This window comes from Methylocystis sp. ATCC 49242, from assembly GCF_000188155.2.
In the GTDB taxonomy this organism is placed as follows: domain Bacteria; phylum Pseudomonadota; class Alphaproteobacteria; order Rhizobiales; family Beijerinckiaceae; genus Methylocystis.
Genome location: NZ_KE124774.1, coordinates 2,984,706 through 3,006,850 on the forward strand (window position 1 = coordinate 2,984,706; position 22,145 = coordinate 3,006,850).

The 22,145-nt window shown below is 64.3% G+C and carries 24 protein-coding genes; 19 read left to right on the top strand and 5 right to left on the bottom strand.

Going from position 1 to position 22,145, the window contains the following annotated elements; translation table 11 throughout:
- Positions 1-41: 41 nt before the first annotated feature.
- The gene (locus MET49242_RS16575) at positions 42-476 is read left to right on the top strand and encodes an FxsA family protein (RefSeq protein WP_036284495.1); all 435 of its coding nucleotides are present in this window, start codon (positions 42-44) and stop codon (positions 474-476) included.
- 84 nt (positions 477-560) lie between these two features.
- Positions 561-1,046, top strand: a complete 486-nt coding sequence (gene secB, locus MET49242_RS16580) for a protein-export chaperone SecB (RefSeq protein WP_036284498.1) — start codon at positions 561-563, stop codon at positions 1,044-1,046.
- 3 nt (positions 1,047-1,049) lie between these two features.
- Here the strand turns inward: secB and dnaQ are convergent, their stop codons facing one another.
- The 3 genes from dnaQ to MET49242_RS16595 all read right to left on the bottom strand — a co-directional run bounded on the left by dnaQ (position 1,050) and on the right by MET49242_RS16595 (position 3,145).
- On the bottom strand, positions 1,050-1,769 hold the full coding sequence (gene dnaQ, locus MET49242_RS16585; protein WP_036284501.1) for a DNA polymerase III subunit epsilon: 720 nt from the start codon (positions 1,767-1,769) through the stop codon (positions 1,050-1,052).
- Positions 1,770-1,925: 156 nt separating this feature from the next.
- Positions 1,926-2,513, bottom strand: coding sequence for a dephospho-CoA kinase (gene coaE, locus MET49242_RS16590; RefSeq protein ID WP_036284504.1), 588 nt, complete (start codon positions 2,511-2,513; stop codon positions 1,926-1,928).
- An 11-nt stretch (positions 2,514-2,524) separates the two neighbouring features.
- The gene (locus MET49242_RS16595) at positions 2,525-3,145 is read right to left on the bottom strand and encodes a Maf family protein (RefSeq protein WP_244430840.1); all 621 of its coding nucleotides are present in this window, start codon (positions 3,143-3,145) and stop codon (positions 2,525-2,527) included.
- Between the two features lie 424 nt (positions 3,146-3,569).
- Between MET49242_RS16595 and hemE the strand changes: the two genes are divergently transcribed.
- From hemE to MET49242_RS16640, 9 genes are all read left to right on the top strand, one after another.
- The gene (hemE, locus tag MET49242_RS16600; RefSeq protein ID WP_036284508.1) at positions 3,570-4,604 is read left to right on the top strand and encodes a uroporphyrinogen decarboxylase; all 1,035 of its coding nucleotides are present in this window, start codon (positions 3,570-3,572) and stop codon (positions 4,602-4,604) included.
- A gap of 2 nt (positions 4,605-4,606) precedes the next feature.
- Entirely contained in the window at positions 4,607-5,026 is a 420-nt protein-coding gene (gene hemJ, locus MET49242_RS16605) for a protoporphyrinogen oxidase HemJ (protein WP_036284510.1), read from the top strand.
- Between the two features lie 155 nt (positions 5,027-5,181).
- Positions 5,182-6,450, top strand: coding sequence for a transcription termination factor Rho (gene rho, locus MET49242_RS16610; protein WP_036288456.1), 1,269 nt, complete (start codon positions 5,182-5,184; stop codon positions 6,448-6,450).
- 145 nt (positions 6,451-6,595) lie between these two features.
- Positions 6,596-7,582 carry an aromatic ring-hydroxylating dioxygenase subunit alpha gene (locus tag MET49242_RS16615; protein ID WP_036284511.1) on the top strand — a complete coding sequence of 329 codons (987 nt, stop codon included), beginning with the start codon at positions 6,596-6,598 and terminating at the stop codon, positions 7,580-7,582.
- A gap of 11 nt (positions 7,583-7,593) precedes the next feature.
- Positions 7,594-8,898 (top strand): tRNA uridine-5-carboxymethylaminomethyl(34) synthesis GTPase MnmE, encoded by a 1,305-nt coding sequence (gene mnmE, locus MET49242_RS16620; protein ID WP_036288460.1) that lies wholly within the window; start codon positions 7,594-7,596, stop codon positions 8,896-8,898.
- Positions 8,899-8,954: 56 nt separating this feature from the next.
- Positions 8,955-10,805, top strand: coding sequence for a tRNA uridine-5-carboxymethylaminomethyl(34) synthesis enzyme MnmG (gene mnmG, locus MET49242_RS16625; protein WP_036284514.1), 1,851 nt, complete (start codon positions 8,955-8,957; stop codon positions 10,803-10,805).
- Positions 10,802-11,455: a 16S rRNA (guanine(527)-N(7))-methyltransferase RsmG gene (gene rsmG, locus MET49242_RS16630; RefSeq protein ID WP_036284515.1), complete on the top strand. Its 654-nt coding sequence runs from the start codon at positions 10,802-10,804 to the stop codon at positions 11,453-11,455. Before mnmG ends, rsmG begins: the two co-directional genes overlap by 4 nt.
- Entirely contained in the window at positions 11,439-12,257 is an 819-nt protein-coding gene (locus tag MET49242_RS16635; RefSeq protein WP_036284517.1) for a ParA family protein, read from the top strand. Before rsmG ends, MET49242_RS16635 begins: the two co-directional genes overlap by 17 nt.
- A gap of 37 nt (positions 12,258-12,294) precedes the next feature.
- On the top strand, positions 12,295-13,170 hold the full coding sequence (locus MET49242_RS16640; protein ID WP_036284518.1) for a ParB/RepB/Spo0J family partition protein: 876 nt from the start codon (positions 12,295-12,297) through the stop codon (positions 13,168-13,170).
- Between the two features lie 97 nt (positions 13,171-13,267).
- Here the strand turns inward: MET49242_RS16640 and MET49242_RS16645 are convergent, their stop codons facing one another.
- Entirely contained in the window at positions 13,268-14,140 is an 873-nt protein-coding gene (locus MET49242_RS16645; protein ID WP_036284520.1) for an OmpW family protein, read from the bottom strand.
- A 294-nt stretch (positions 14,141-14,434) separates the two neighbouring features.
- Between MET49242_RS16645 and purL the strand changes: the two genes are divergently transcribed.
- The 8 genes from purL (at position 14,435) to rsmA (ending at position 21,753) form a co-directional block, all read left to right on the top strand.
- Complete coding sequence (gene purL, locus MET49242_RS16650) at positions 14,435-16,672, top strand: phosphoribosylformylglycinamidine synthase subunit PurL (protein ID WP_036284522.1); 2,238 nt, start codon at positions 14,435-14,437, stop codon at positions 16,670-16,672.
- A 25-nt stretch (positions 16,673-16,697) separates the two neighbouring features.
- The gene (locus tag MET49242_RS16655) at positions 16,698-16,928 is read left to right on the top strand and encodes a BolA family protein (RefSeq protein ID WP_036284524.1); all 231 of its coding nucleotides are present in this window, start codon (positions 16,698-16,700) and stop codon (positions 16,926-16,928) included.
- Positions 16,929-16,977: 49 nt separating this feature from the next.
- Positions 16,978-17,322 carry a Grx4 family monothiol glutaredoxin gene (gene grxD, locus MET49242_RS16660; protein ID WP_036284526.1) on the top strand — a complete coding sequence of 115 codons (345 nt, stop codon included), beginning with the start codon at positions 16,978-16,980 and terminating at the stop codon, positions 17,320-17,322.
- 291 nt (positions 17,323-17,613) lie between these two features.
- Complete coding sequence (locus MET49242_RS16665) at positions 17,614-17,862, top strand: hypothetical protein (RefSeq protein WP_227966572.1); 249 nt, start codon at positions 17,614-17,616, stop codon at positions 17,860-17,862.
- A gap of 268 nt (positions 17,863-18,130) precedes the next feature.
- Positions 18,131-18,394 carry a hypothetical protein gene (locus MET49242_RS16670; protein WP_036284531.1) on the top strand — a complete coding sequence of 88 codons (264 nt, stop codon included), beginning with the start codon at positions 18,131-18,133 and terminating at the stop codon, positions 18,392-18,394.
- A 55-nt stretch (positions 18,395-18,449) separates the two neighbouring features.
- Positions 18,450-19,853, top strand: a complete 1,404-nt coding sequence (locus tag MET49242_RS16675) for a M48 family metalloprotease (RefSeq protein WP_036288463.1) — start codon at positions 18,450-18,452, stop codon at positions 19,851-19,853.
- A gap of 2 nt (positions 19,854-19,855) precedes the next feature.
- Positions 19,856-20,854 (top strand): 4-hydroxythreonine-4-phosphate dehydrogenase PdxA, encoded by a 999-nt coding sequence (pdxA, locus tag MET49242_RS16680; RefSeq protein WP_036288466.1) that lies wholly within the window; start codon positions 19,856-19,858, stop codon positions 20,852-20,854.
- The gene (gene rsmA / locus MET49242_RS16685; protein WP_036284534.1) at positions 20,851-21,753 is read left to right on the top strand and encodes a 16S rRNA (adenine(1518)-N(6)/adenine(1519)-N(6))-dimethyltransferase RsmA; all 903 of its coding nucleotides are present in this window, start codon (positions 20,851-20,853) and stop codon (positions 21,751-21,753) included. Before pdxA ends, rsmA begins: the two co-directional genes overlap by 4 nt.
- Here rsmA and MET49242_RS16690 read toward each other — a convergent pair.
- Complete coding sequence (locus tag MET49242_RS16690; protein WP_036284538.1) at positions 21,747-22,106, bottom strand: DUF488 domain-containing protein; 360 nt, start codon at positions 22,104-22,106, stop codon at positions 21,747-21,749. The two genes, rsmA and MET49242_RS16690, sit on opposite strands and share 7 nt — an antisense overlap.
- Positions 22,107-22,145 lie beyond the last annotated feature (39 nt).

A 22,145-nucleotide genomic window follows, 5' to 3' on the forward strand; every position in this document is an offset into this window, starting at 1 on the left:
GGGTCGGGCGCTTCGCCGCAGCCCGCGGAGGCCGCAAGACGGTGAATAGATCGAAATTTCTGGGCTTCGCGATCGGCGCCTGGATCGTTGTGGAGATTCTGGCCTTCACGCTCGTCATCAAATCTTTGGGCGTGCTGGCGACGGTTGCGCTAGGTCTCGGGACCACCGCATTGGGTCTCGCTGACGTTAAGCGCCTGCTTTCCTATTGGCGTGAGCGGCGGAGCGGGGCCAATCGCGGCGGCGCGACTCTGGATGGCGCGATGCAGGCCCTGGGGGCGCTGCTGCTCATTCTTCCGGGTTTCGCCTCCGATTTCGTCGGGCTCGCGCTCAAATCCCCATCGGTGCGGGAAAGCGTCGCACGGCGCATTCGGGAGCGCGGCAAGGCGAAGGACCCGCGCACCATCGACCTGGAGCCGGGCGAATGGAAGGTCGTGACCAGGAAGAGGCGCGCCCCGCGCAAGGCCGGCGCGAAATGAGGCGACGCGGCTCGCCTTGTTCCACTCGACGAGACGTGTTACGCGGGCGCGACTTTTTCTGCGGCCCGGCTGGGAGATTCCGACATGTCCGACACCAATGGCAACGGCGCTAATGCGGCGCCGGGGGGCGCTCCGGCCCTCAACGCCCTCGTTCAGTATCTGAAGGACTTCTCCTTCGAAAATCCGAACGCCCCGAATTCCCTCGGCCCGCAGGAGAAGGCGCCGAATATTTCCATTCAGGTCAACGTCAACGCCAAGCAGCTGGCGCCGACCGATTTCGAAGTGTCGCTGACCCTCGACGCCAAGGCCGGCGAGGGCGCGGGCCTGTTGTTCAAGCTCGATATGGAATATGGCGGCGTCTTCCGCCTGCTGAACATTCCGCAGGAGCAGGTCCATCCGATCGTGATGATCGAATGTCCGCGTCTCCTTTTCCCCTTCGTGCGCCAGATCGTGGCTGACGCGACCCGCGACGGCGGTTTCCCCCCGCTCTACATCGACCCGATCGATTTCGTCGCGCTCTATCAGCAAAAGGCCGCCGAGGCCTCGGGTCAGAACTTCGCGCAGGCGTAAAAATCAGCCCGGCGAGGCGGCCGATTCGTCGGACCGCCCCGTCAGGTAACGATCCCAAATCGCAGACTTCGACAGCCCCGCCACAAAGGCGCGATGCGCCTCGTCCTCTGCGGGGGTGAGCCGGTCTTCGAGCGGCGCGGGGCGGGCGCGCAGCAGATCCGACGTCTGCGCGCGGCGTGACACGCTCACCGTCTGCAGGGAGAGCGCGGCCTGGCGCCCGCCCATCAGCTCCGCATAAACCTCCGCCAGAAGTCCCGCGTCGAGAAGCGCCCCGTGCTTGTCGCGGCGCGAGAGATCGATGCCATATCGCTGACACAGCGCGTCGAGAGAGGCGGGGCTGCCGGGATGAAGCCGCCGCGCGATGGCGAGCGTGTCGACGATGCGCGCGGGCGCCAGCGGCGCGAAATTCAGCATTGAGAATTCGGCGTTGATGAAACGCACGTCGAATTCGGCGTTATGCGCGACCATTGGGGAATCCTCGATAAAATCGATGAATTCCTCTGCGATCTCGCGAAACTTCCTGTGCTGGGACAGAAACTCGCGAGAGAGGCCGTGAACGCGAAACGCCTCCTCCGGCATGTCGCGCTCGGGATCGATATAGGCGTGGAAGACGCGGCCGGTCGGAATGAGATTCAAAATCTCGACGGCGCCGATCTCGACGACGCGGTCGCCTTTCGAGGGATCGAGGCCGGTGGTTTCCGTATCGAAGACGATTTCGCGCATGTCTTTCCAATCGCTCAGTCAGTGAAGAAAAACCAGCTCACCATCCCCCGGACGAGCTTGAAAGCCGGCTTGCTCGAAATCCGGAGAGCGCAATCGAGCCTCGTCATGAAGTCGTTCTTCGCTGGCGGGGTTTCGTCCACATCTGCGTCTGGCGCGTCAGGCCCTTCCTTCGAGCGCATCCAGAATCGCCCGAACTTCCTTTCGCGCTTCGTCGAGTCCCCTGTCCGTATGCACGACGAAATCGGCGCGGGCCCGCTTTTCCGCGTCCGGCGTCTGCTTCGCCAGAATGGCGGCGAATTTCTCCTCCGTCATGCCCGGCCGCGCAAGCACGCGGGCCTTTTGCACATCTTCCGGCGCCGAGACGACGACGATGGCGTCGACAGTCTTCTCTGCGCCCGTCTCGAACAGCAGCGGCACATCATAGACGACGATGCGCGCGCCCTTTTCGTCCTGCTCCTTCAGAAAGCGGTCCCGCTCCGCCCAGACGAGCGGATGGACGATCTGCTCCAGCTTCTTCATCGACGCCGGATCGTCGAGCACACGCGCGGCGAGAAGCCCGCGATCCACCACGCCGTCGACCGTTACGCCCGGAAACTCCGCCTCGATCGGGGCGACCGCCGCGCCTCTGTACAGGTCGTGAACGATCTGGTCCGAATCGAGCACGGCCACGCCCTCGTCGCGAAACATCTGGGCCGTCGTCGATTTGCCCATGCCAATCGAACCGGTGAGGCCCAGGCGCAGCATCTTTCGTCCGCTCAAGAGATCAGCGCTCCCTCGCGGCGAAGGGCGTCGAGAAGGGGGAGGATCGGCAGACCCATGATGGTCCAGTGATCGCCGCTGACGCTCGCGAAAAGCTGCGCCCCCAGCCCTTCGACCTGATAGGCGCCGGCGCTCGCGAGCGCCGTTTCCCCCATGAGGGCGAGATAGGCGGCGATGAATTCGTCGCTCAGCTCCCGCATCGTCAGATCGGCGTGCGCGACGGTCTCGAAAATGATCGCGCCGTCGCGAACGAGGGCGACGGCGGAATGGAGACGATGACTCCGCCCGGAGAGAAAACGCAGCAATTCGGCCGCTTCCTTCATCGTCCCCGGCTTGCCGAAAATCCACTCCTCGCAGCTCGCGACCTGATCCGCCCCCAGCACCAGACGGCCGAGCGAGCGGGCGGAAACGGACCGGGCCTTGGCGCGCGCGAGCGCCAAGGCCAGCGCGTCCGCGCCGACGGGCTCGAGGCGTGATTCGATCCCACGCTCATCGACGTCGGCCGGGCGCGCCTCGAATGGGAGGCCCGACTGCGCCAGAACGGCCTGACGGCCGGCGCTTCTCGAGGCGAGAATCAGCGGCGCGTCGGCGCGCCAGAAAGAGGACGCGGTCGTCACTGGCGATTCATCCACAGGCGGGTTTGAAAGTCGAAAAGCGGGGACAGCGTTAAGCCTTTCTTAACGAGGCTGTAGAGAGGTGGTCACAAGTCCGGGGAAGGATCAACAGGCCAGCGGGAGTCGATAGGGGCGATCGGGATAATCCGGACAGCGGGGATTCACAATCGGCCAACAGGTCGCGCGCGTGATCATCATAATTAAATATTTGTAAATAATAGATATTTATCGATTTCCCCGTAATTCCCCAACCCCTTCGGCGTTCTTGCGGACTCTCCAGAGCCTGTGGGAAATTTGTTAACGGAAATTAACCAGTGCGATGAGCTGGTTAATAAAAAGTAAATAAATCTGTCTTTTAAGAATTTTTGTTTTTTGGCGTTTCGCGCTACTCCCCAATCGGTCGCTTCTCGCCGATGGGTCGAATGGAATGTCTGACGAAAAAGCTCTGATCTCTGCGTTGCGCGGTAAAGCGAGCGCCGTCCCGCCAATGTGGCTCATGCGGCAGGCGGGCCGTTATCTGCCGGAATATCGCGCGCTTCGGGCCAAGGCGAAGAGCTTCCTCGATTTCTGCTACACGCCCGCCATGGCCGCCGAAGTGACGCTGCAGCCGGTCCGGCGCTTCCACTTCGACGCCGCGATCCTCTTCTCGGACATTCTCGTCATCCCCGACGCCATGGGCCAGACGGTGTCCTTTGAAACGGGCTCGGGCCCGCGCCTCGATCCGATCGAGACGCCGGAGGGGATTTCCCGGCTCGGCGCCTTCGATATCACGAAACTCTCGCCGGTCTTCGAGACCATCGATCGGGTGAAATCGGAGCTGCCGGCGGATGTCGCCTTCATCGGTTTCTGTGGCGCGCCATGGACGGTCGCAAGCTATATGATCGCCGGGCAGGGCACGCCGGACCAGGCGCCGGCGCGGCTTTTCGCCTTCCGCCATCCGGAGGCGTTCTCCAGTCTCATCGACCGGCTCGTCGACGCATCGGTGGATTATCTCGTCCGGCAAATCGACGCCGGCGTCGAGGTCGTGCAGATTTTCGACAGCTGGGCGGGAGTGCTGCCGGCCAATGAATTCGAGGCCTGGTCGGCGAGGCCGATCGCGCGAATGATTGCGGCGCTGAAGACGCAACGGCCGAATGTGCCGGTCATCGCCTTCGTGCGCGGCGCCGACGCGCAATTGCCGCGGCTGACGAAGACGCTCCACGCCGATGGCTATGGACTCGATACGGCGCTCGATCCGAAATGGGCGGCGGCGAACACCGCGGCGAATGTTTGCCTTCAGGGCAATCTCGATCCGCTGGCGCTCATCGCTGGCGGCGCGGCGCTGGACCGGGAGATCGACTCGATCCTCGGGGCCTTTGCGGGCCGGCCGCATATTTTCAATCTCGGCCATGGCATTCTGCCGCAGACGCCGATCGAACATGTGGAACGGCTCGTCGAGCGGGTGCGAGGGGCGAGGGACTAGCGATGTATCTCTGGATCAAGGCGCTGCATGTCGTCGCCATCATTTCATGGATGGCCGGGCTTCTCTATCTGCCGCGGCTCTTCGTCTATCACGCCGAAACAGCGCCGGGGCCCCAGTCCGAGACCTTCAAGATCATGGAGCGGCGGCTTTACCGCTATATCATGACGCCGGCGATGACGGTCGCCTGGCTGACGGGGTTTTATCTCGCGGTCGAGGGCGGGGCGCTGTCGTCGGGGTGGTTTCACGTGAAAGCAACGCTGGTGGTCCTGATGACCGCCGCGCATGTCCATGACGGCGTGCTGCAGCGGCGTTTCGCGGCGGACGCGAACCGCCATTCCTCGCGCTATTACCGCGTCCTCAACGAGATCCCCACATTGCTCATGATCGGCATCGTCGTTCTGGTGATCGTGAAGCCTTTTTGACGACGCTTGCATTGTCTTTGAAAAACATATAAGAACTTGATCCTTACCTAAGGCAGACAGTCGTTTTGACGACCGCCGATATTGCTCCGGCGTTCGGGAATCCCCTTCCCGCCTCTCTGCCCGCTCTCCTGACGCATATCTCTTCGAAGGCCCACATGCGGGAAATCAAACTTTCGGACTTGAAGTCCAAGTCCGCCGCCGAACTTCTCGCTTTCGCCGAGGAGCACGAAGTCGAAAACGCCTCTCTCCTGCGCAAGCAGGAGCTGCTTTTCGCAATCCTGAAACAATTCGCCAGCCGTGACGTCGAGATCGTCGGGGAGGGCGTCGTCGAGGTGCTGCAGGACGGCTTCGGCTTCCTGCGTTCGCCCGACGCCAATTACCTCGCGGGGCCGGACGACATCTATGTCTCGCCCTCGCAGATCCGCAAATTCGGCCTGCGCACCGGCGACACGGTCGAGGGCATGATTCGCAGCCCCAAGGAAGGCGAGCGCTATTTCGCCCTTCTCAAGGTCAATTCGATCAATTTCGAAGACCCGGAGAAGGTGCGGCACAAGGTGCCCTTCGACAATCTGACGCCGCTTTACCCGGACGAGCGGCTGAAGCTCGAAATCGAGGACCCGACGAAAAAGGATCTTTCGTCGCGCGTCATCGATCTGGTGGCGCCGATCGGCAAGGGCCAGCGTGCGCTGGTCGTCGCGCCGCCGCGCACCGGCAAGACCGTGCTGCTGCAGAATATCGCGCAGTCGATCACGACCAATCATCCCGAATGCTATCTGATCGTGCTGCTCATCGACGAGCGTCCGGAGGAAGTCACCGACATGCAGCGCAGCGTGCGCGGCGAGGTCGTGTCCTCGACCTTCGACGAGCCGGCGGTGCGTCACGTCCAGGTCGCCGAAATGGTGATCGAAAAGGCCAAGCGCCTCGTCGAGCATCGACGCGACGTGGTGATTCTGCTCGATTCGATCACGCGCCTTGGACGCGCCTACAACACCGTCGTGCCGTCGTCGGGCAAGGTGCTGACAGGCGGCGTGGACGCCAATGCTCTGCAGCGCCCGAAGCGTTTCTTCGGCGCCGCGCGCAACATCGAGGAAGGCGGCTCGCTGACCATCATTGCGACGGCGCTGATCGACACCGGCTCGCGCATGGACGAAGTGATCTTCGAGGAATTCAAGGGCACGGGCAACAGCGAGATCATTCTCGACCGCAAGGTGGCCGACAAGCGCGTCTTCCCGGCGATCGACATCACCCGCTCCGGCACCCGCAAGGAAGAGCTGCTCGTCGCCCCGGACATTCTCAAGAAAATGTATGTCCTGCGCCGCATCCTCAATCCGATGGGTCCGGCCGACGCGATCGAGTTCCTGCTCGGCAAGCTGCGTGAGACCCCGAAGGGCAATCAGGCTTTCTTCGATTCGATGAACACCTGACGATTTGCTGCAATCAAGCCGATCGAGACCCGACGTCGCATTTCCGTGGCGTCGGGTCTTTTCTTTTTGAACCTGCTGCCGCGTGACGAGTTGAAAAATCCGCCGGCTGCGGCTTGAGTATCGGGACAATCTCGGGAAGTCCGGAATGTTCTCCAGTTTCGCCAATGTCTGGACGATCGTCGGTCTCGCGCGCGATCTGAAACCCGGCAGGCCGCTGCCGATGCGGGTCGCGGGCGAGCGCATCGTTTTCTTTCGGGACGCCTCCGGCAATGCAGCCGCGCTGCTCGACCGATGTCCGCATCGCGGCGTGGCCCTGTCGCTGGGCCGCGTCGACAGGGGCGTGATCGAATGCCCGTTTCACGGCTGGCGTTTCGACGGCTCCGGGGCCAATTGCGGCGCGCCCTTCAACCCGGACGCGAAGCGCGAAAATCTCGGCGCGATCAGCCTGCCGGCGCGCGAAAGCGGGGGCCTTTTATGGCTTTACACCGGTTTTTCGCCCGAAGACGAACCCGCCCTGTCCGACACTTTCGCCGCGCCCGGGTTGGCGCTTTGCGCGCAGTCGGTCCTTTGGCGCGCGCATTGGACGCGGGTGATGGAGAATATGCTCGACATGCCGCATCTGCCCTTCGTGCATCGGCGCACGATCGGCGCGGGGCTGAGGGAACTCGTCGAGAAAAGGATGGATGTTTACTGGGAGGATCGGCCTTACGGGGCGCGAGTCACCAACGCCGTGGACAGCGTCCCGCGACCGGGGGCGCTAGAATATCGCTTTCCGAATGTCATGGAGCTGTTCATCGATCCCCCGGGTAAACTCTTTCGGCTCATGGTCGCCTGCGTGCCGGAGGACGAGGAAACGACCCGCCTGATTTTGCTGACGATGCGCGATTTCGCCCGTTCGCCGCTCCTCCATCCCGTTTTTCGCTGGATGAATCGCCGTATCGCCAATGAGGATCAGACGATTGTGGAATCGTCGCTGCCCCATGAAGTCCCGCCGCCGGCGGAGGAGGCGTCGGTGAGAACGGATGCGCCCACGCTGGCCTTTCGCCGCATCTACCGGCAAAGACTTCTGGGAAGCGCGGCGACGCCGCCGCCTCGCGCTGCGGCCCCCGGCAAGACGCCGGCCGCGCCTTGAAGGAAAATATGATGTCATCCGACACGATTTTTGCGCTCGGGACAGGGGCCGGCCGCACGGCGATCGCCGTCATCCGGCTCTCGGGGCCGGGCGTGCGCGCGGTTCTGTCGGAATTCGCCGGATCGACGCCAGAGCCGCGAGTGGCGCGGCTGGTCGAGCTGCGCGATCCTCGGGACGGCGAAACGCTCGATAGGGGCCTGACGATTTTCTTCCCCGCGCCCCATTCGGCGACAGGGGAAGACTATGCCGAATTTCACGTCCATGGCGGCCGCGCGGTCGTCGGTGGCGTGCTCGCCGCGCTCTCTCGGCGGCCCGGATTGCGCAGCGCCGAGCCGGGTGAATTTGCACGGCGCGGCTTCGCCAATGGCAAACTTGATCTGTCGCAGGCGGAGGCGCTCGCCGATCTCGTCGACGCCCAGACCGAAGCGCAGCGACGGCAAGCCTTGCGAATCGCCGGCGGCGCGCTGCGGCGACGCGTCGAAGCCTGGCGCGCGGCGCTCATCGAAGCGCTCGCGCTGGTGGAGGCCGAACTGGACTTCAGCGACGAGGGCGATGTCAGCGTCTTTTCCGCCGACCGACTTGAAGCCCTGTTGCAGCCCGTTCTGTCGGAGATCCGCGCAGCGCTCGAGGACGCCCCCGCCTCGGAGCGGATGCGCGATGGATTTCTCGTCATGATCCTCGGCGCGCCCAATGCCGGTAAGTCGACGCTGCTCAATGCGCTCGCGCGGCGCGATCTTGCGATCGTCTCCCCAACGCCCGGCACGACGCGCGACATGATCGAGGCGCATCTCGACCTCGGCGGCCTTCCCGTCACCTTCGTTGATACAGCGGGTCTTCGCGAAGCCGAGGACGAGATCGAAAAGATTGGCGTCGACCGTGTCGTCGAGCGCGTCGGAACGGCCGATCTCGTCCTGTGGCTGTCGGAGAAAGGGGAAGAGCCTTCCCTCGACGCGCTGGGGAATATTGATCTGCTCCGCGTCTGGAGCAAATGCGATCTACATCAATCCGCGCAGGGATGGCTCGGCATTTGCGCGACGAGCAGTCTGGGTCTGGATTCGCTTCTGAATGAGATTGCGGATCGGGCGGGGGCGCGGCTCGGAGATGGCGCTTCGGCCCTGCTGATCCGCGAGCGCCACAGGCGGGCGGCCGAGGACGCGGGGAAAATGATCGCAGCCGCGCTGGCGCCCGAAAAAGACTTGGAATTTGTCGCCGACGATTTACGTTCCGCCGGGCGGTCGCTCGGCCGGATCGTCGGTTCGGTCGAAGTCGAGGATGTGCTCGATGCGGTTTTTTCGCATTTCTGCATCGGCAAATGAGCCAGATGTTTCACGTGAAACAAAGTTGAGGCGGCGCAGGAAGCGTCAGACACGGAATGTCGGTAAAGGAATTCGACGTCATAGTGGTAGGCGGCGGACACGCCGGTTGTGAAGCGGCGGCAGCCTCCGCGCGCCTTGGCGCGCGAACGGCGCTCGTCACCCATTCCCGCGCCAGCATTGGGGCCATGTCTTGCAATCCTGCGATTGGCGGCCTCGGCAAGGGGCAGCTCGTCCGCGAAATCGACGCGCTCGACGGGCTGATGGGACGGGTCGCCGACGCTGGCGGCATCCAGTTTCGCGTCCTCAATCGCTCGAAGGGGCCTGCGGTGCGCGGCCCTCGCGCCCAGGCGGATCGCAAGCTTTATCGCAACGCCATGCTGGCCGCGATTGAGGGCGTCGATAATCTCACCGTGCTGGAAGGCGCCGTCGAGGATTTGCTGGTCGAGGGGTTCAAGGTCCGCGGCGTCAGGACAGCGTCCGGTGAAGACATCCGCGCCGCGGCGGTCGTGATCACCACGGGCACTTTCCTTGCCGGCGTCATTCATATCGGGGACGAGCGGACGCCGGCGGGGCGGATGGGCGATCCTCCCGCCATCGGCCTGTCGAGGCGCATCCGCGAAGCGGGCTTTGCCGTCGGCCGTCTGAAGACGGGCACGCCGCCGCGACTCGACGGCAGAACGATTCGTTGGGAGGAATTGGAAACACAATGGGGCGATGAGAGCCCGGAGCCATTTTCCTCTCTGACGACCCACATCGCCAATCGCCAGATCGCCTGCGCCATCACCCGCACGACGCCGACTGCACATGAGATCATCCGCTCGGACCTGCATCTCTCGCCCATGCGGACGGGGGCCATCTCGGGACCGGGGCCGCGCTATTGCCCGTCGATAGAGGACAAGGTCGTGCGTTTTGCGGATCGCGACGCGCATCAAATTTTTCTCGAGCCCGAAGGACTCGACGATGACACGGTCTACCCGAATGGCGTCTCTACCTCGCTGCCGCTTGCGACCCAGCGGGCTTTCATAAACGCGATACCCGGGCTGGAGGACGCCCGCATCATCCGGCCCGGCTATGCCATCGAATATGACTATGTCGATCCGCGCGAACTGCTGCCAAGTCTCGAGACCAAGCGGCTCCAGCGGCTGTTTCTCGCGGGACAAATCAATGGCACGACGGGATATGAGGAAGCGGCCGCGCAGGGACTCGTCGCCGGGCTCAACGCGGCCCGCCTCGCAGCCGGACGCGGGGCGGTGATTTTCGATCGCGCCGAAGCCTATCTCGGCGTGATGATCGATGATCTTGTCACGCGGGGGGTGAGCGAACCCTATCGCATGTTTACTTCGCGCGCCGAATATCGTTTGTCGTTGCGCGCCGACAATGCGGATGAGCGCCTGACGCCGAAAGGCGTCGGGCTCGGTTGTGTGGGCGCGCTCCGCGCGGCGACCTTTGCGAAAAGGGCCGAAAAGCTCAGCCGAGCTCGTGCCTTGCTGGAAAGTCTGTCGCTGACCTCGTCAGCTGCCCTGCGGCATGGATTGCCGGTCAATCAGGACGGGCAACGCCGCAGCGCTTTCGCCCTGCTTGCCTTTCCGTCGGTCACGCTGGCGCGGCTGCAGGAAATCTGGTCTGAACTGGCGGAGATCGATCCTTCGACCGTCGAGAGGGTGGAGACGGATGCGCGCTATTCCGTCTATCTCGACCGGCAGCAGGCGGATATCGACTCTTTCCGGCGTGACGAGCAGCTCGCGCTTCCCGAGTCGCTGGACTATGGGTCGATTGCCGGACTCTCGGCGGAATTGCGCGGCAAGCTGACCTATCTGCGGCCGCGCACGATTGGCCAGGCGCAGCGCATCGATGGCATGACTCCTTCAGCCTTGACGCTTCTGGCGGCGCGGGCGCGGCGCGCGTGACTTGGTCCGCCGATCGGGCGAAGGCGCTCGAACTCTTCCCTTGCCTGCGCGGGATCGAGCGTGAGCTGGAGATTTATGAGGAGTTGCTTCGGCGCTGGCAGGGAAAGATCAATCTGGTCGCGCCGAATACGCTTAATGAGATCTGGATGCGCCATTTCGCCGATTCGGCGCAGGCGGTCGAGGCCGCGCCTGAAGCAAGGGTCTGGCTCGATATTGGATCGGGAGCCGGCTTTCCTGGCCTCGTTACCGCGCTTTTGCTGAAGGACCGGCGAGAGGCGAAAGTTCATCTGATCGAGAGCGACCAGCGCAAGGCCGCCTTCATGCGCGCTGTTTCACGTGAAACAGGCGCGCCGGCCGAAATCCATGTGGGGCGAATCGAGGCGGAATTGCCGCGCCTTTCCGGCCGGATCGACGCCGTCAGCGCCCGCGCGCTGGCGCCGCTCGACAGACTTCTCGCCCTTGCCGCGGGACCGTTGAAAAATGGCGCGATTGGCGTGTTTTTGAAGGGGGAAGACTGGCGCGAAGAATTGACCGCCGCCGAGCGCATCGGTAATTTCAGCTTCCATACCAATCAAAGCCGCACGCATCCGCGCGCCCGGCTCATCGTCGTCGAGCACAGCGCCCGAGGCAAAAGTGACCGTACAGACTAACGGCCAGCGCGTTCTGGTCCTCGCCAATCAGAAGGGCGGCGTGGGCAAGACGACCACCGCAATCAATCTCGGCACGGCGCTCGCCGCCGTCGGCGAACAGGTTCTGGTGATCGATCTCGATCCCCAGGGCAACGCCTCGACCGGACTCGGCGTCGAGCGCAAGAGTCGCAAGCTTTCGACCTATGACGTGCTGCTCGGCGAATCGAGCCTCGCCGACGCCATCGTCGCCACAGCCGTTCCGCGCCTTTCCATAGCTCCCTCGACGCTCGATCTTCTCGGCGTCGAACTCGAAATCGCCGCGGACAAGGATCGCGCTTTCCGTCTGAAGCGGGCGCTGGCCGAGCTGGCGGCGGCCGAGGCCCATGACGGCAAGCGTTATGATTACATCCTCATCGACTGCCCGCCGTCGCTCAATCTGCTGACGATCAATGCGCTGGCCAGCGCTGACGCCGTGGTCGTTCCGTTGCAATGCGAGTTCTTCGCGCTGGAGGGTCTTTCGCAACTCCTGTCGACGGTCGATCAGGTCACGCGCACGCTGAACCCGAAGCTCTCGATCCACGGCGTCGTGCTGACGATGTACGACCCCCGCAACAATCTGGCGACACAGGTCGCGGCCGATGTGCGCCGCTTCATGGGCGACAAGGTTTACGAAACGATGATCCCGCGCAATGTGCGCGTGTCCGAGGCGCCCTCGCATGGCAAGCCGGTGCTGCTCTATGATCTTAAATGTTCCGGCAGCCAGGCCTATCTCAAGCTCGCTTCGGAAGTGATCCAGCGCGAGAAACGGCTGCGCGCCGCTTGAAGCCGTCGCTGCGCGGCGAAAAAGGAGCATTTTCGACATGGCTGAAGAACCGCGGCGGCGATTGGGCCGGGGACTGGCGGCGCTTTTGGGCGACGCGGGCGAGGAAGCGCCGGCCGAGCGTCCGCGTGGTCAGCGCAAGATTCCGATTGAATTCCTGAGGCCCAATCCGCGAAATCCGCGCACGATGTTTCGCGAGGAAGACCTCGCCGATCTTGCCGCCTCGATCCGCGAAAAGGGCATCATTCAGCCGATTGTGGTGCGCGCCATCGCCGGCGTGGCCGACGCCTATGAGATCATCGCGGGCGAAAGGCGTTGGCGAGCAGCCCAGACCGCGGGGCTGACAGAGGTTCCGGTCGTCATCCATGAGGCTGACGACAAGGAGGCGCTGGAGCTCGCGATCATCGAAAACGTGCAGCGCGCCGATCTCAACGCCATCGAAGAGGCGAAGGGCTATGAGCGGCTCGGGTCCGAATTCGGCTATTCGCAAAGCGAGATCGCCAAGATCATCGGCAAGAGCCGGTCGCATGTCGCCAATACGGTCCGGCTCCTCAATCTGCCGGAGGCCACGCGGAAGCTCGTGAGCGACGGCGCGATTTCGGCCGGCCACGCCCGCGCCTTGCTCAGCCTCCCGGATCCGGACGCGGTGGCGCGGCGCATTGTCGAGCAGGGAATGACCGTGCGCGACGTCGAGGCGCTGGCGCAGGAACAGGCCGCGACACCGCGAGCTGCGGCAAGGGAGTCTCGCAAGCCGAAAGCGGAAAAGGACGCCGACACGAAAGCGATCGAGAAGACGCTTAGCGATGCGCTCGGCATGGCCGTCGATATTCGTCACGACGGCGAGCGCGGCGAGGTCCGCATCTATTACAAGTCGCTGGATCAGCTGGACTCGATCTGCCGGATGCTGAGCGAATAGGCGGGCGGCGCATCGGCGATGAGCCAGGCGTAAAAGAATCAGGCATAAAAAAACCGGCCTCCGCAGAGGCCGGTTTCTTTATGCCGTTTCGCGATTATCAGAAGCTCGCGAGAACCGGGGGAACGACGCCGCCGCCGAAGCGATAGGTCAGGCCGCCCGAAATCACGACCGGATTGATCTTGACCGCGAGGTTCAGCGGAACACTCAGCGGGCCGAACGGCGTGCCGGTGTTCGTGGCCCAGACGTGAGCGTTCGGCTCCATCATAATGTATTTCGCGTCGATGTTCACGCCCCAATGCTCGTTGAACATGTAATCGAAGCCGATCTGGCCGACGACGCCCCAGGACGGGGTGATGGTGGCGGCGTAGGCGTTGTTGATGCTGCCGATGGCGGGGAAGTTCGGCAGGAAGAAGGGGAAGGGCTGGTTGCCAGCGCGCGTGCCCCAATAGGCCGTGAAGTTCACGCCGACGCCGAGGTAGGGCTGGAAGGCGCCGAAATTCGTGAAGTGATACTGCAGCATCAGGGACGGCGGGAACACCCAGGTCTTGATGACGCTGGAGCCGGCGATCGAACCAATGCCCTGGACGTGGTGCGGAGAAACGCAGCAGATGGCCTCGATCGCCCAGTTCTTGTTCAGGTAATAGGCGAGGTCGATCATCGGAATGATCGAGGAGGAGATCGACGTGCTGGCGCCGTTGAACACGCTGCCCGCGCCCCAGCTGTAGCCGACGGCCTGTAGAACCGTCTGGTTGCCGAGATAGGTGCCGGTGCCGCGGTCATAGATGGTCGCGGTGCCTTCGGTCGGGATAACGCCGCCGACTTTCAGGCGGACCTGGAAAGGCTGATAGGTGTCGACGACCGGCGGCGGCGGCGGCGGCGCTTTCAGCGCGCCAAGATCAGCAGCCTGAGCGGAGACCACTGCGGTCCCCATCGCGATAGCGGCGACGGCGCCGCTGACAAAATTCCTCATAGGAACCCCCGTGTGAATTCTTTTCTTCGGACGACGGTCGACGCGTCGCGCCGAGTCGTTGGGAGGTTGCTACGATTTTCGGCGCCACAACTTGATATAAATCAATAAAACGCGCCTGGTCTTATCATTCTCTGTGATTGTGTCACTTAGGCAACATTTCCCCCTGTTGCCTTGCGGGACGCCCGGCGCTAAGCGAGAAACGGTTCTTCCGCAGAGATGTTCCTGCGAACACGGCGCCAACCGCCAGCGCCGCGACGACGGAAAACCCTCGCCTCACTCTCAAGGTGCGACAATTTGACAGTCAGCGCTCCCCCCGCCGAACCGCCGGTCAACGCCGAACTCGCCGCCGCCCATGGGCTCAAGCCGGACGAATATGAGCGCATACTCGCGCTCATCGGGCGCACGCCGAGTTTCACCGAGCTCGGAATCTTCTCGGCGATGTGGAACGAGCACTGCTCCTACAAGTCCTCGCGCATCCATCTTCGCAAGCTGCCGACCAAGGCGTCATGGGTGATTCGCGGCCCCGGCGAGAACGCCGGCGTGATTGACATCGGCGACGGAGACGCCTGCGTCTTCAAGATGGAAAGCCATAATCACCCATCCTTCATCGAGCCCTATCAGGGCGCGGCGACGGGCGTCGGCGGCATTCTGCGCGACGTCTTCACCATGGGCGCGCGGCCGATCGCCTGCCTCAATCTGTTGCGTTTCGGGCGCCCCGCGCATCCGAAGACGCGGCATCTCGTTTCCGGCGTGGTCGCCGGCGTGGGCGGCTATGGCAACAGTTTCGGCGTGCCGACGGTTGGCGGCTCGACGGAATTCGACGCCTCCTATGACGGCAATATTCTCGTCAACGCCATGGCCGTAGGGCTCGCGCGCGCGGATTCGATCTTCTATTCCGCCGCCGCGGGCGTCGGGAATCCGATCGTCTATCTCGGCTCCAAGACCGGCCGCGACGGCATCCATGGCGCGACCATGGCTTCCGCCTCCTTCGAGGCGGACGCCGAGGAGAAGCGCCCCACCGTGCAGGTCGGCGATCCCTTCTCGGAGAAGCTTCTGCTCGAGGCTTGCCTCGAACTCATGGCGTCGGGCGCCGTCATCGCCATTCAGGACATGGGCGCCGCTGGATTGACCTCGTCCGCCGTCGAAATGGGCGCCAAGGGCAATCTCGGCGTCGAACTCGATCTGGACACGGTGCCCTGTCGCGAGGAGGGCATGACGGCCTATGAAATGATGCTCTCCGAGAGCCAGGAGCGCATGCTCATGGTGCTCAAGCCGGAGCTCGAGGAACAGGCGGAAGGGATCTTCCGCAAATGGGGGCTGGATTTCGCCATCGTCGGCAAGACGACCGACACGCTGCGCTTCGTCGTGAAACACAGGGGCGAGGTGAAGGCCGATCTGCCGATCAAGGAGCTGGGCGACGAGGCGCCGGTCTACGACCGGCCCTGGGTCCCGACGCCGAAGCCGCCCGTGATCGACCCGGCGTCGGTCGCGCCGCCCGCGTCGAACCGCGACGCGCTACTCAAACTGCTGGCGACGCCCAATCTCTGCTCCAAGCGCTGGGTGTGGGAGCAATACGACCACCTCATCCTCGGCAACAGCGTGCGCCAGCCGGGCGGCGACGCAGCCGTCATCCGCGTGAAGGACGGGCCGAAGGGCCTCGCGCTGACGACTGACGTGACGGCGCGTTACTGCGCGGCGGACCCGGTCGAGGGCGGCAGGCAGGCGGTGGCGGAAGCCTGGCGCAACATCACCGTGCGCGGCGCGACGCCGCTGGCGCTCACCGACAATCTGAATTTCGGCAATCCCGAGCGGCCCGAATATATGGGTCAGTTCGTCGGCTGCCTGCAGGGCGTCGGCGAAGCGGCGGCCGCGCTCGATTTCCCGATCGTTTCCGGCAATGTCTCGCTCTACAACGAGACGCAGGGGGCGGGCATCCTTCCGACCCCCGCGATCGGCGGCGTCGGCGTGATCGCGGATGTCGCGAAATCGGCCCCGACCGGTTTCGTCCGCGAAGGGGACGCGATCCTCCTCATCGGGGAGACCAAGGGCTGGCTCGGCCAGTCCGCCTATCTGCACGATCTCTGCGCCCGCAAGGATGGGGCGCCGCCGCCGGTCGATCTCGCCGCCGAGCGCCGCAACGGCGAATTCGTGCGCGAGCTCGTTCTCGCGGGCCGCGCCGGCGCCGCGCATGATCTTTCCGACGGGGGTCTCGCGGTCGCGCTCGCCGAGATGGCGCTCGCGGGCGGTCTCGGCGCGACGGTCGAACGCTTGCCCGAAGGGCTTGCCCATGCCGCGCTCTTCGGCGAGGACCAGGCGCGCTATCTGGTCGCCGTCCCGGCGTCGCACGCGGCGGCTGTCGCAACGGCGGCTGCGGGGAAGGGGGTTCCCGTCCTCGCCATTGGCGTGACCGGGGGCGACGCATTGAAACTGCCGGGAGAGGCGCCGATATTGCTGTCCGAGCTGCGCGAGGCGCATGAAGCGCCGCTTCCCGCCTATATGTCGGGAGACGACGGTGCGTTTTCCGACAATTGATGTCGACTGAGAGGACTGTGTAACGATGCCCATGCCCGCCGCCGAGATCGAACGGCTGATCAAGCAGGCCCTGCCTGACGCCACCGTCGAACTGACCGCGCTCGCCGACGACAACGACCATTGGGCGGCGACCGTCGTCTCGGAATCCTTTCGCGGCCTCTCCCGCGTGAAACAGCACCAGCTCGTCAACGCCGCCTTCGGCGCGCGGCTCGGCACGGAATTGCATGCGCTCGCGCTGACGACGCGCACGCCTTGAAAATCTTGCAACGGCGGCGCCTTGAACGCCGCATGAAAAGGGTAGCCAAATGTCCGACGACGTAAACAGCCGCATCAAGAGCGAGATCGAATCCTCCGACGTGGTGCTGTTCATGAAAGGCACGCCACAGGCGCCGCAATGCGGCTTCTCCATGCAGGTGGTCCAGATTCTCAATCACCTCGGCGTGCCCTACAAGGCCATCAATGTGCTGGCCGACGGCGCGATCCGCGAAGGGATCAAGGCCTATTCCAACTGGCCGACCATTCCGCAGCTCTATGTGAAAAACGAATTCATCGGCGGCTGCGACATCACCCGCGAGATGTTCCAGTCCGGCGAACTCGTCGCGCTCCTCGACAAGGAAGGCGTGCCGCACGCGCAGGCCGCCAAGGCGTAAGAACTGAAAAGGCGCGAACGGCGGTTCCGCTTCGCTCGACATAGAAAAGAGACGTCATGCGCGTCGCCCCCGGGCGGCGCGCATTTGCTTTCTGGAGGGCCCCTCGAGACGCGCATCGCCGCCTCGCGCGCCTATGCTGCGCCTGCACACACCCGTTGAGAGGGGGGGAGGACAATACACTTTTTTATGACAGTCATATGAACCACAATCTGTTTCACGGGCGCCGGGACGAACGGCCTTGCCGAGGCCGGGGAGCCCCGCAGAGCGGACGCCGCGCAGATGGAGAAAGCGATGTCATTGAAACTCGTATTCACCGCCGCAACCCTGGGCCTCGTTCTGTCGGCGGGATCGGCCTTCGCCTATGATCGTTACTATGACTCCAGGCAGGTTTGGGGCGACGCCGTGCAGGAGCACCATTACAATGACGCGATCAGCGCCTCGCCGAGCGACGTGATGCGCCAGCGTCCGCGACATGTTTACCGCCCGGCGATGTCCCCGCACGATCCGAGGGGCATCATCGTGCTCGAGGGCGCCCAATAGCGCCGCTCCCGCGTCATCTCCTGTCGCGCGCTCGAAGAAACCGCGCGTGATTTCCCGAGCGCGCTCCAGTAAGCGTTTCGGGTCAGAGGCCCCGACGCCGGAGTCGGGGCCTTTTTGTATCCACTCGTGCATGGAAAGGGTCGCTCGCTACAACCAGTTGGCAAACAGGCGAAAAAATTTTTCTTGTGCAGCGCAATAGAAAATCGGGATTTGCGCCACCGAGCTATCCCCTGCCTGTCGCAGATGATGGATCGTCCTGGAAATGAGAATGAGCCGACAAATCCGATTCGCGGTTCTCGCCGTGCTCGCTCTGGGCATGTCGGCCGAGGCGAGGGGCGCGGATTGGGGCCCCGACCGCAGCGCACTTCAGGGGAGCGTCGCGGCGCGCCGAGCGCCGGTTCGCCGGCCGCATTACAGCGCACGCCGCCCGATAATCCGGGAGAAGCCGCCCGAAGAGCGGGCTTTCACCATCGAAAATCTCCTTTTCCCGAATTCCCCGATCCGCGGCGTCGTGCGCGAGGGCGCGATGTAGGGCCGCGCCCGGCGCAATGTTTGATTTCATCGCCGCCATGAGCCAGTGTCGCGCCATGACGACGATTTTTCGCCATGGCTTGCGCAGGGGGGTTCTCGGGGCGCTGAGCCTTTTGCTCGTCGCGCCGGCCCATGCGCAGGACGCGCCGAAAGTCTCCATCATCCGCGACGCCGAGATCGAGCAATTGCTGCGCGAATACACCGCGCCGATCTTCAAGGCGGCGGGCATTCATTCCGGCGCGGCCAAGATCATCATCGTCGGCGACAAGAGCTTCAACGCCTTCGTCGCCGACGGGCAGAAGATCTTCATCAACACCGGCGCCCTCGTGGAAGCGAAGACGCCGAACGAGATCATCGGCGTTCTTGCGCATGAGGCCGGCCATATCGCCGGCGGCCATCTCGTGCGCGGACGGCAGGAGCTCGCGCGCGCCACCATTCTTTCCATCGCCGGCATGCTCGCCTCCGCCGGCGCCCTTTACGCCGCCACGACGAGCGGCGCCGCGGGCCGGCGGCAGGGCAATCTCGGCGTCGATTCCGCCGGCATGGCCGGCATCATGCTCGGGCCGCAGGAGGCGGTGAAGCGCTCGCTTCTCTCCTACCAGCGCAGCGAGGAGCAGGCCGCCGACCGCGCGGCCGTGAAATTCCTCACCGCCACGCATCAATCGGCGAAAGGCATGCTCACCGTCTTCGAACGCTTCGCCAATGAGGCGATGTTCAAGTCGCAAACGATCGATCCCTATCTCTTGTCGCATCCCTTGCCGACCGAGCGCATCTCGAATCTCGAGGCGGCGGCGAAGGACTCGCCCTATTTCGACGCGGTGGATTCTCCCGCGCTGCAGGCCCGCCACGATCTCATGCGCGCCAAGCTCGTCGGCTTCATGGGCGACGCCGGCGACGCCGCGCGGCGCTACATGTCGGACAATTCCATCGCCGGCCATTACGCGCGCGCCATCGCCGACAACAAGGCCGGGCGGCTGGAGCAGGCGCTCGCCGGGGCGGACGCGCTCATCAAGGCGCAGCCGAAAAATCCTTATTTCTGGGAGCTGAAGGGACAGTTTCTGCTCGAGGCCGCGCGCGCCGAAGAGGCCATCGCGCCACTGCGAAAGGCTGCGGCGCTCGCGCCCGCCGCCGCGCCGATCAAGGCGCTGCTCGGACATGCGCTCGTCGCGACGGAGAATCCCGCCTATACGGACGAAGCGATCCGCGTCCTCTACAACGCGACGCAGCGCGACGAGGATTCGCCGGAAGCGTGGGAATATCTGTCCATGGCCTATTATCGCAAGGGCGACGAGGCGAAAGCGCAGCTCGCGGCCGCCGAAGGCCTCTTCGTCGCCGGCAAATATGTCGAGGCGCGCACCCAGGCCACGCGCGCGAAGGCCAAATTCAGGGAAGGCTCGCAGGGCTGGCTGCGCGCCGACGACATTCTCAACTATCGCCCGCCGGGCTCGACCGACGAATGACGATGACGAAGCTTCCGCTCGCGCTCACGCAGGGCGATCCTTCCGGCGTCGGGCCGGAGCTGGCGCTCAAGGCTTACGCGTCGCGTCACGCGCGCAATCTGCCGCCCTTCTTCCTGATCGCCGATCCGGCTCATATTGCGCGCATCGCGCATGAACTGTCGCTCGACGTCGCGATCGAGGAGACGGGGCCGTCAGAGGCATGCAAGATATTTTCTCGCGCGCTTCCCGTCGCGCCGATCGGCTGCAATGTGCGCGGCGTCGCCGGCGCGCCCGATCCACAGGACGCGCGCGCGACGATTCTTTCCATCGAACGCGCGGTGGAATATGTCGTCGAAGGCGAAGCGCGCGCCGTCGTCACCAATCCGATTGCAAAGTCGGTGCTCTACGCCGCAGGTTTTTCGCATCCCGGTCATACGGAATTTCTGGGCGAACTCGCGCGGCGTCATTACGGCGGCGATTACCGCGCGGTCATGATGCTCTGGGCGGAAGAACTCGCCGTCGTGCCGATCACGATTCACATTCCGCTTGCAGAGGCGCCGAAGCGGCTGACGCGCGCGCTCATCGTCGAAACGGGCGAGATCGTCGCGCGCGACATGCGCGCGCGATTCGACATTGCAAATCCGCGTCTCGCCTTCGCGGGGATCAATCCGCATGCGGGTGAAGATGGCGCGCTCGGCCGCGAGGAGATCGATACGATCGCGCCCGCGATCGCGGAACTGCGCGCGAAGGGAATCGACGCGACGGGCCCCTATCCCGCCGACACGATGTTTCACGCGAGCGCGCGGAAAAAATACGACGTCGCGCTTTGCCCGACGCATGATCAGGCGCTGATCCCGATCAAGACGCTCGCCTTCGATCGCGGCGTAAACGTCACGCTGGGCCTTCCCTTCGTGCGCACGTCGCCCGATCACGGAACGGCCTTCGATATTGCCGGAAAGGGCGTGGCGGACGCGACGAGTCTCATCGAGGCAATCAGGCTTGCCGGGCGGATGGCGTCGTGAGCGACGCGCTTCCTCCGCTGCGCGACGTCGTCGCTCGCCACGGACTCGACGCGAAGAAGACACTCGGCCAGAATTTCCTCTTCGATCTCAATCTCACCGCGCGCATCGCCCGCGCCGCCGGGCCTTTCACGCATGCTGCCGAAAAGTCGTCAGACTTTTCGGACAAGAGCATGCATGACGAAACGGCGACGACAGTCGTTGAAATCGGCCCCGGCCCCGGCGGCCTGACGCGCGCATTGCTGGCGCAGGGCGCGCGCGTCATCGCTGTCGAGCGCGACGCGCGCTGCCTGCCGGCGCTCGCGGAAATCGCCGCCCATTATCCCGGCCGACTCACGGTCGTCGAGGGCGACGCGCTCGAAATCGACGCGGCCGAACTCGTGCGCGCGCATGGCGCAGGCGGGCCGGCGCGAATCTGCGCCAATCTTCCCTACAATGTCGCGACCGCCCTGCTCACCCGCTGGATCGAGGCCGAGCCATGGCCCTCGGTCTTCGACCGTTATGTGCTGATGTTCCAGAAGGAGGTCGCGCTGCGCATCGTCGCGACGCCGGCTCAGCGCGCCGATTACGGGCGCCTCGCCGTGCTCTGCGGCTGGCGCACGAAGGCGCGCATACTTTTCGACGTGTCGCCCGCCGCCTTCACGCCGCCGCCGAAGGTCACGTCGTCCGTCGTGGAGCTCGTCCCCAATCCGTCGCCGCTCGCCTGTGACCCGCGCGCCCTGTTTCGCGTCACGCAGGCGGCTTTCGGGCAGCGCCGCAAGATGCTGCGCCAAAGCCTCAGAACGCTCGGCGTCGACGCGAGCGCCCTGCTGGCGGCGGCGGGGATCGAGGAGACCAAGCGGGCGGAAGAGATCGACGTCCCCGGTTTCGTGGCGCTGGCCAATGCGCTCGCGTCTCACTGACGCTCGCGCAGAAACTCCCGCAGCGCCTGCGCATTGTTCATCGCCTCGTCGCGGGCGGCGTAGAGGAGGGTGATGCGTATCTTGCCGACGAGCGCCTCCAGCGCCTCGAGCTGCTCCCGAGCTTCCGGCGACATCAGCTCTTCGCGAAAACGGGACCGGAATTCAGCCCAGCGGTCGGGGCGATGGCCGAACCATCGCCGCAGCTCATGACTTGGCGCGAGATGTCGCGCCCAAAGATCGATCGCGGCGTCTTCCTTCTTCAGCCCGCGCGGCCACAGGCGATCGACGAGCACGCGGGCGCCGTCCTCCGGCTCGGGAGGCTCATAGACGCGCTTGATGAAAAAACCCGGCATGAAACCGAGATAGCGCGGCCGCGCGGAGCGGGAAGCCTC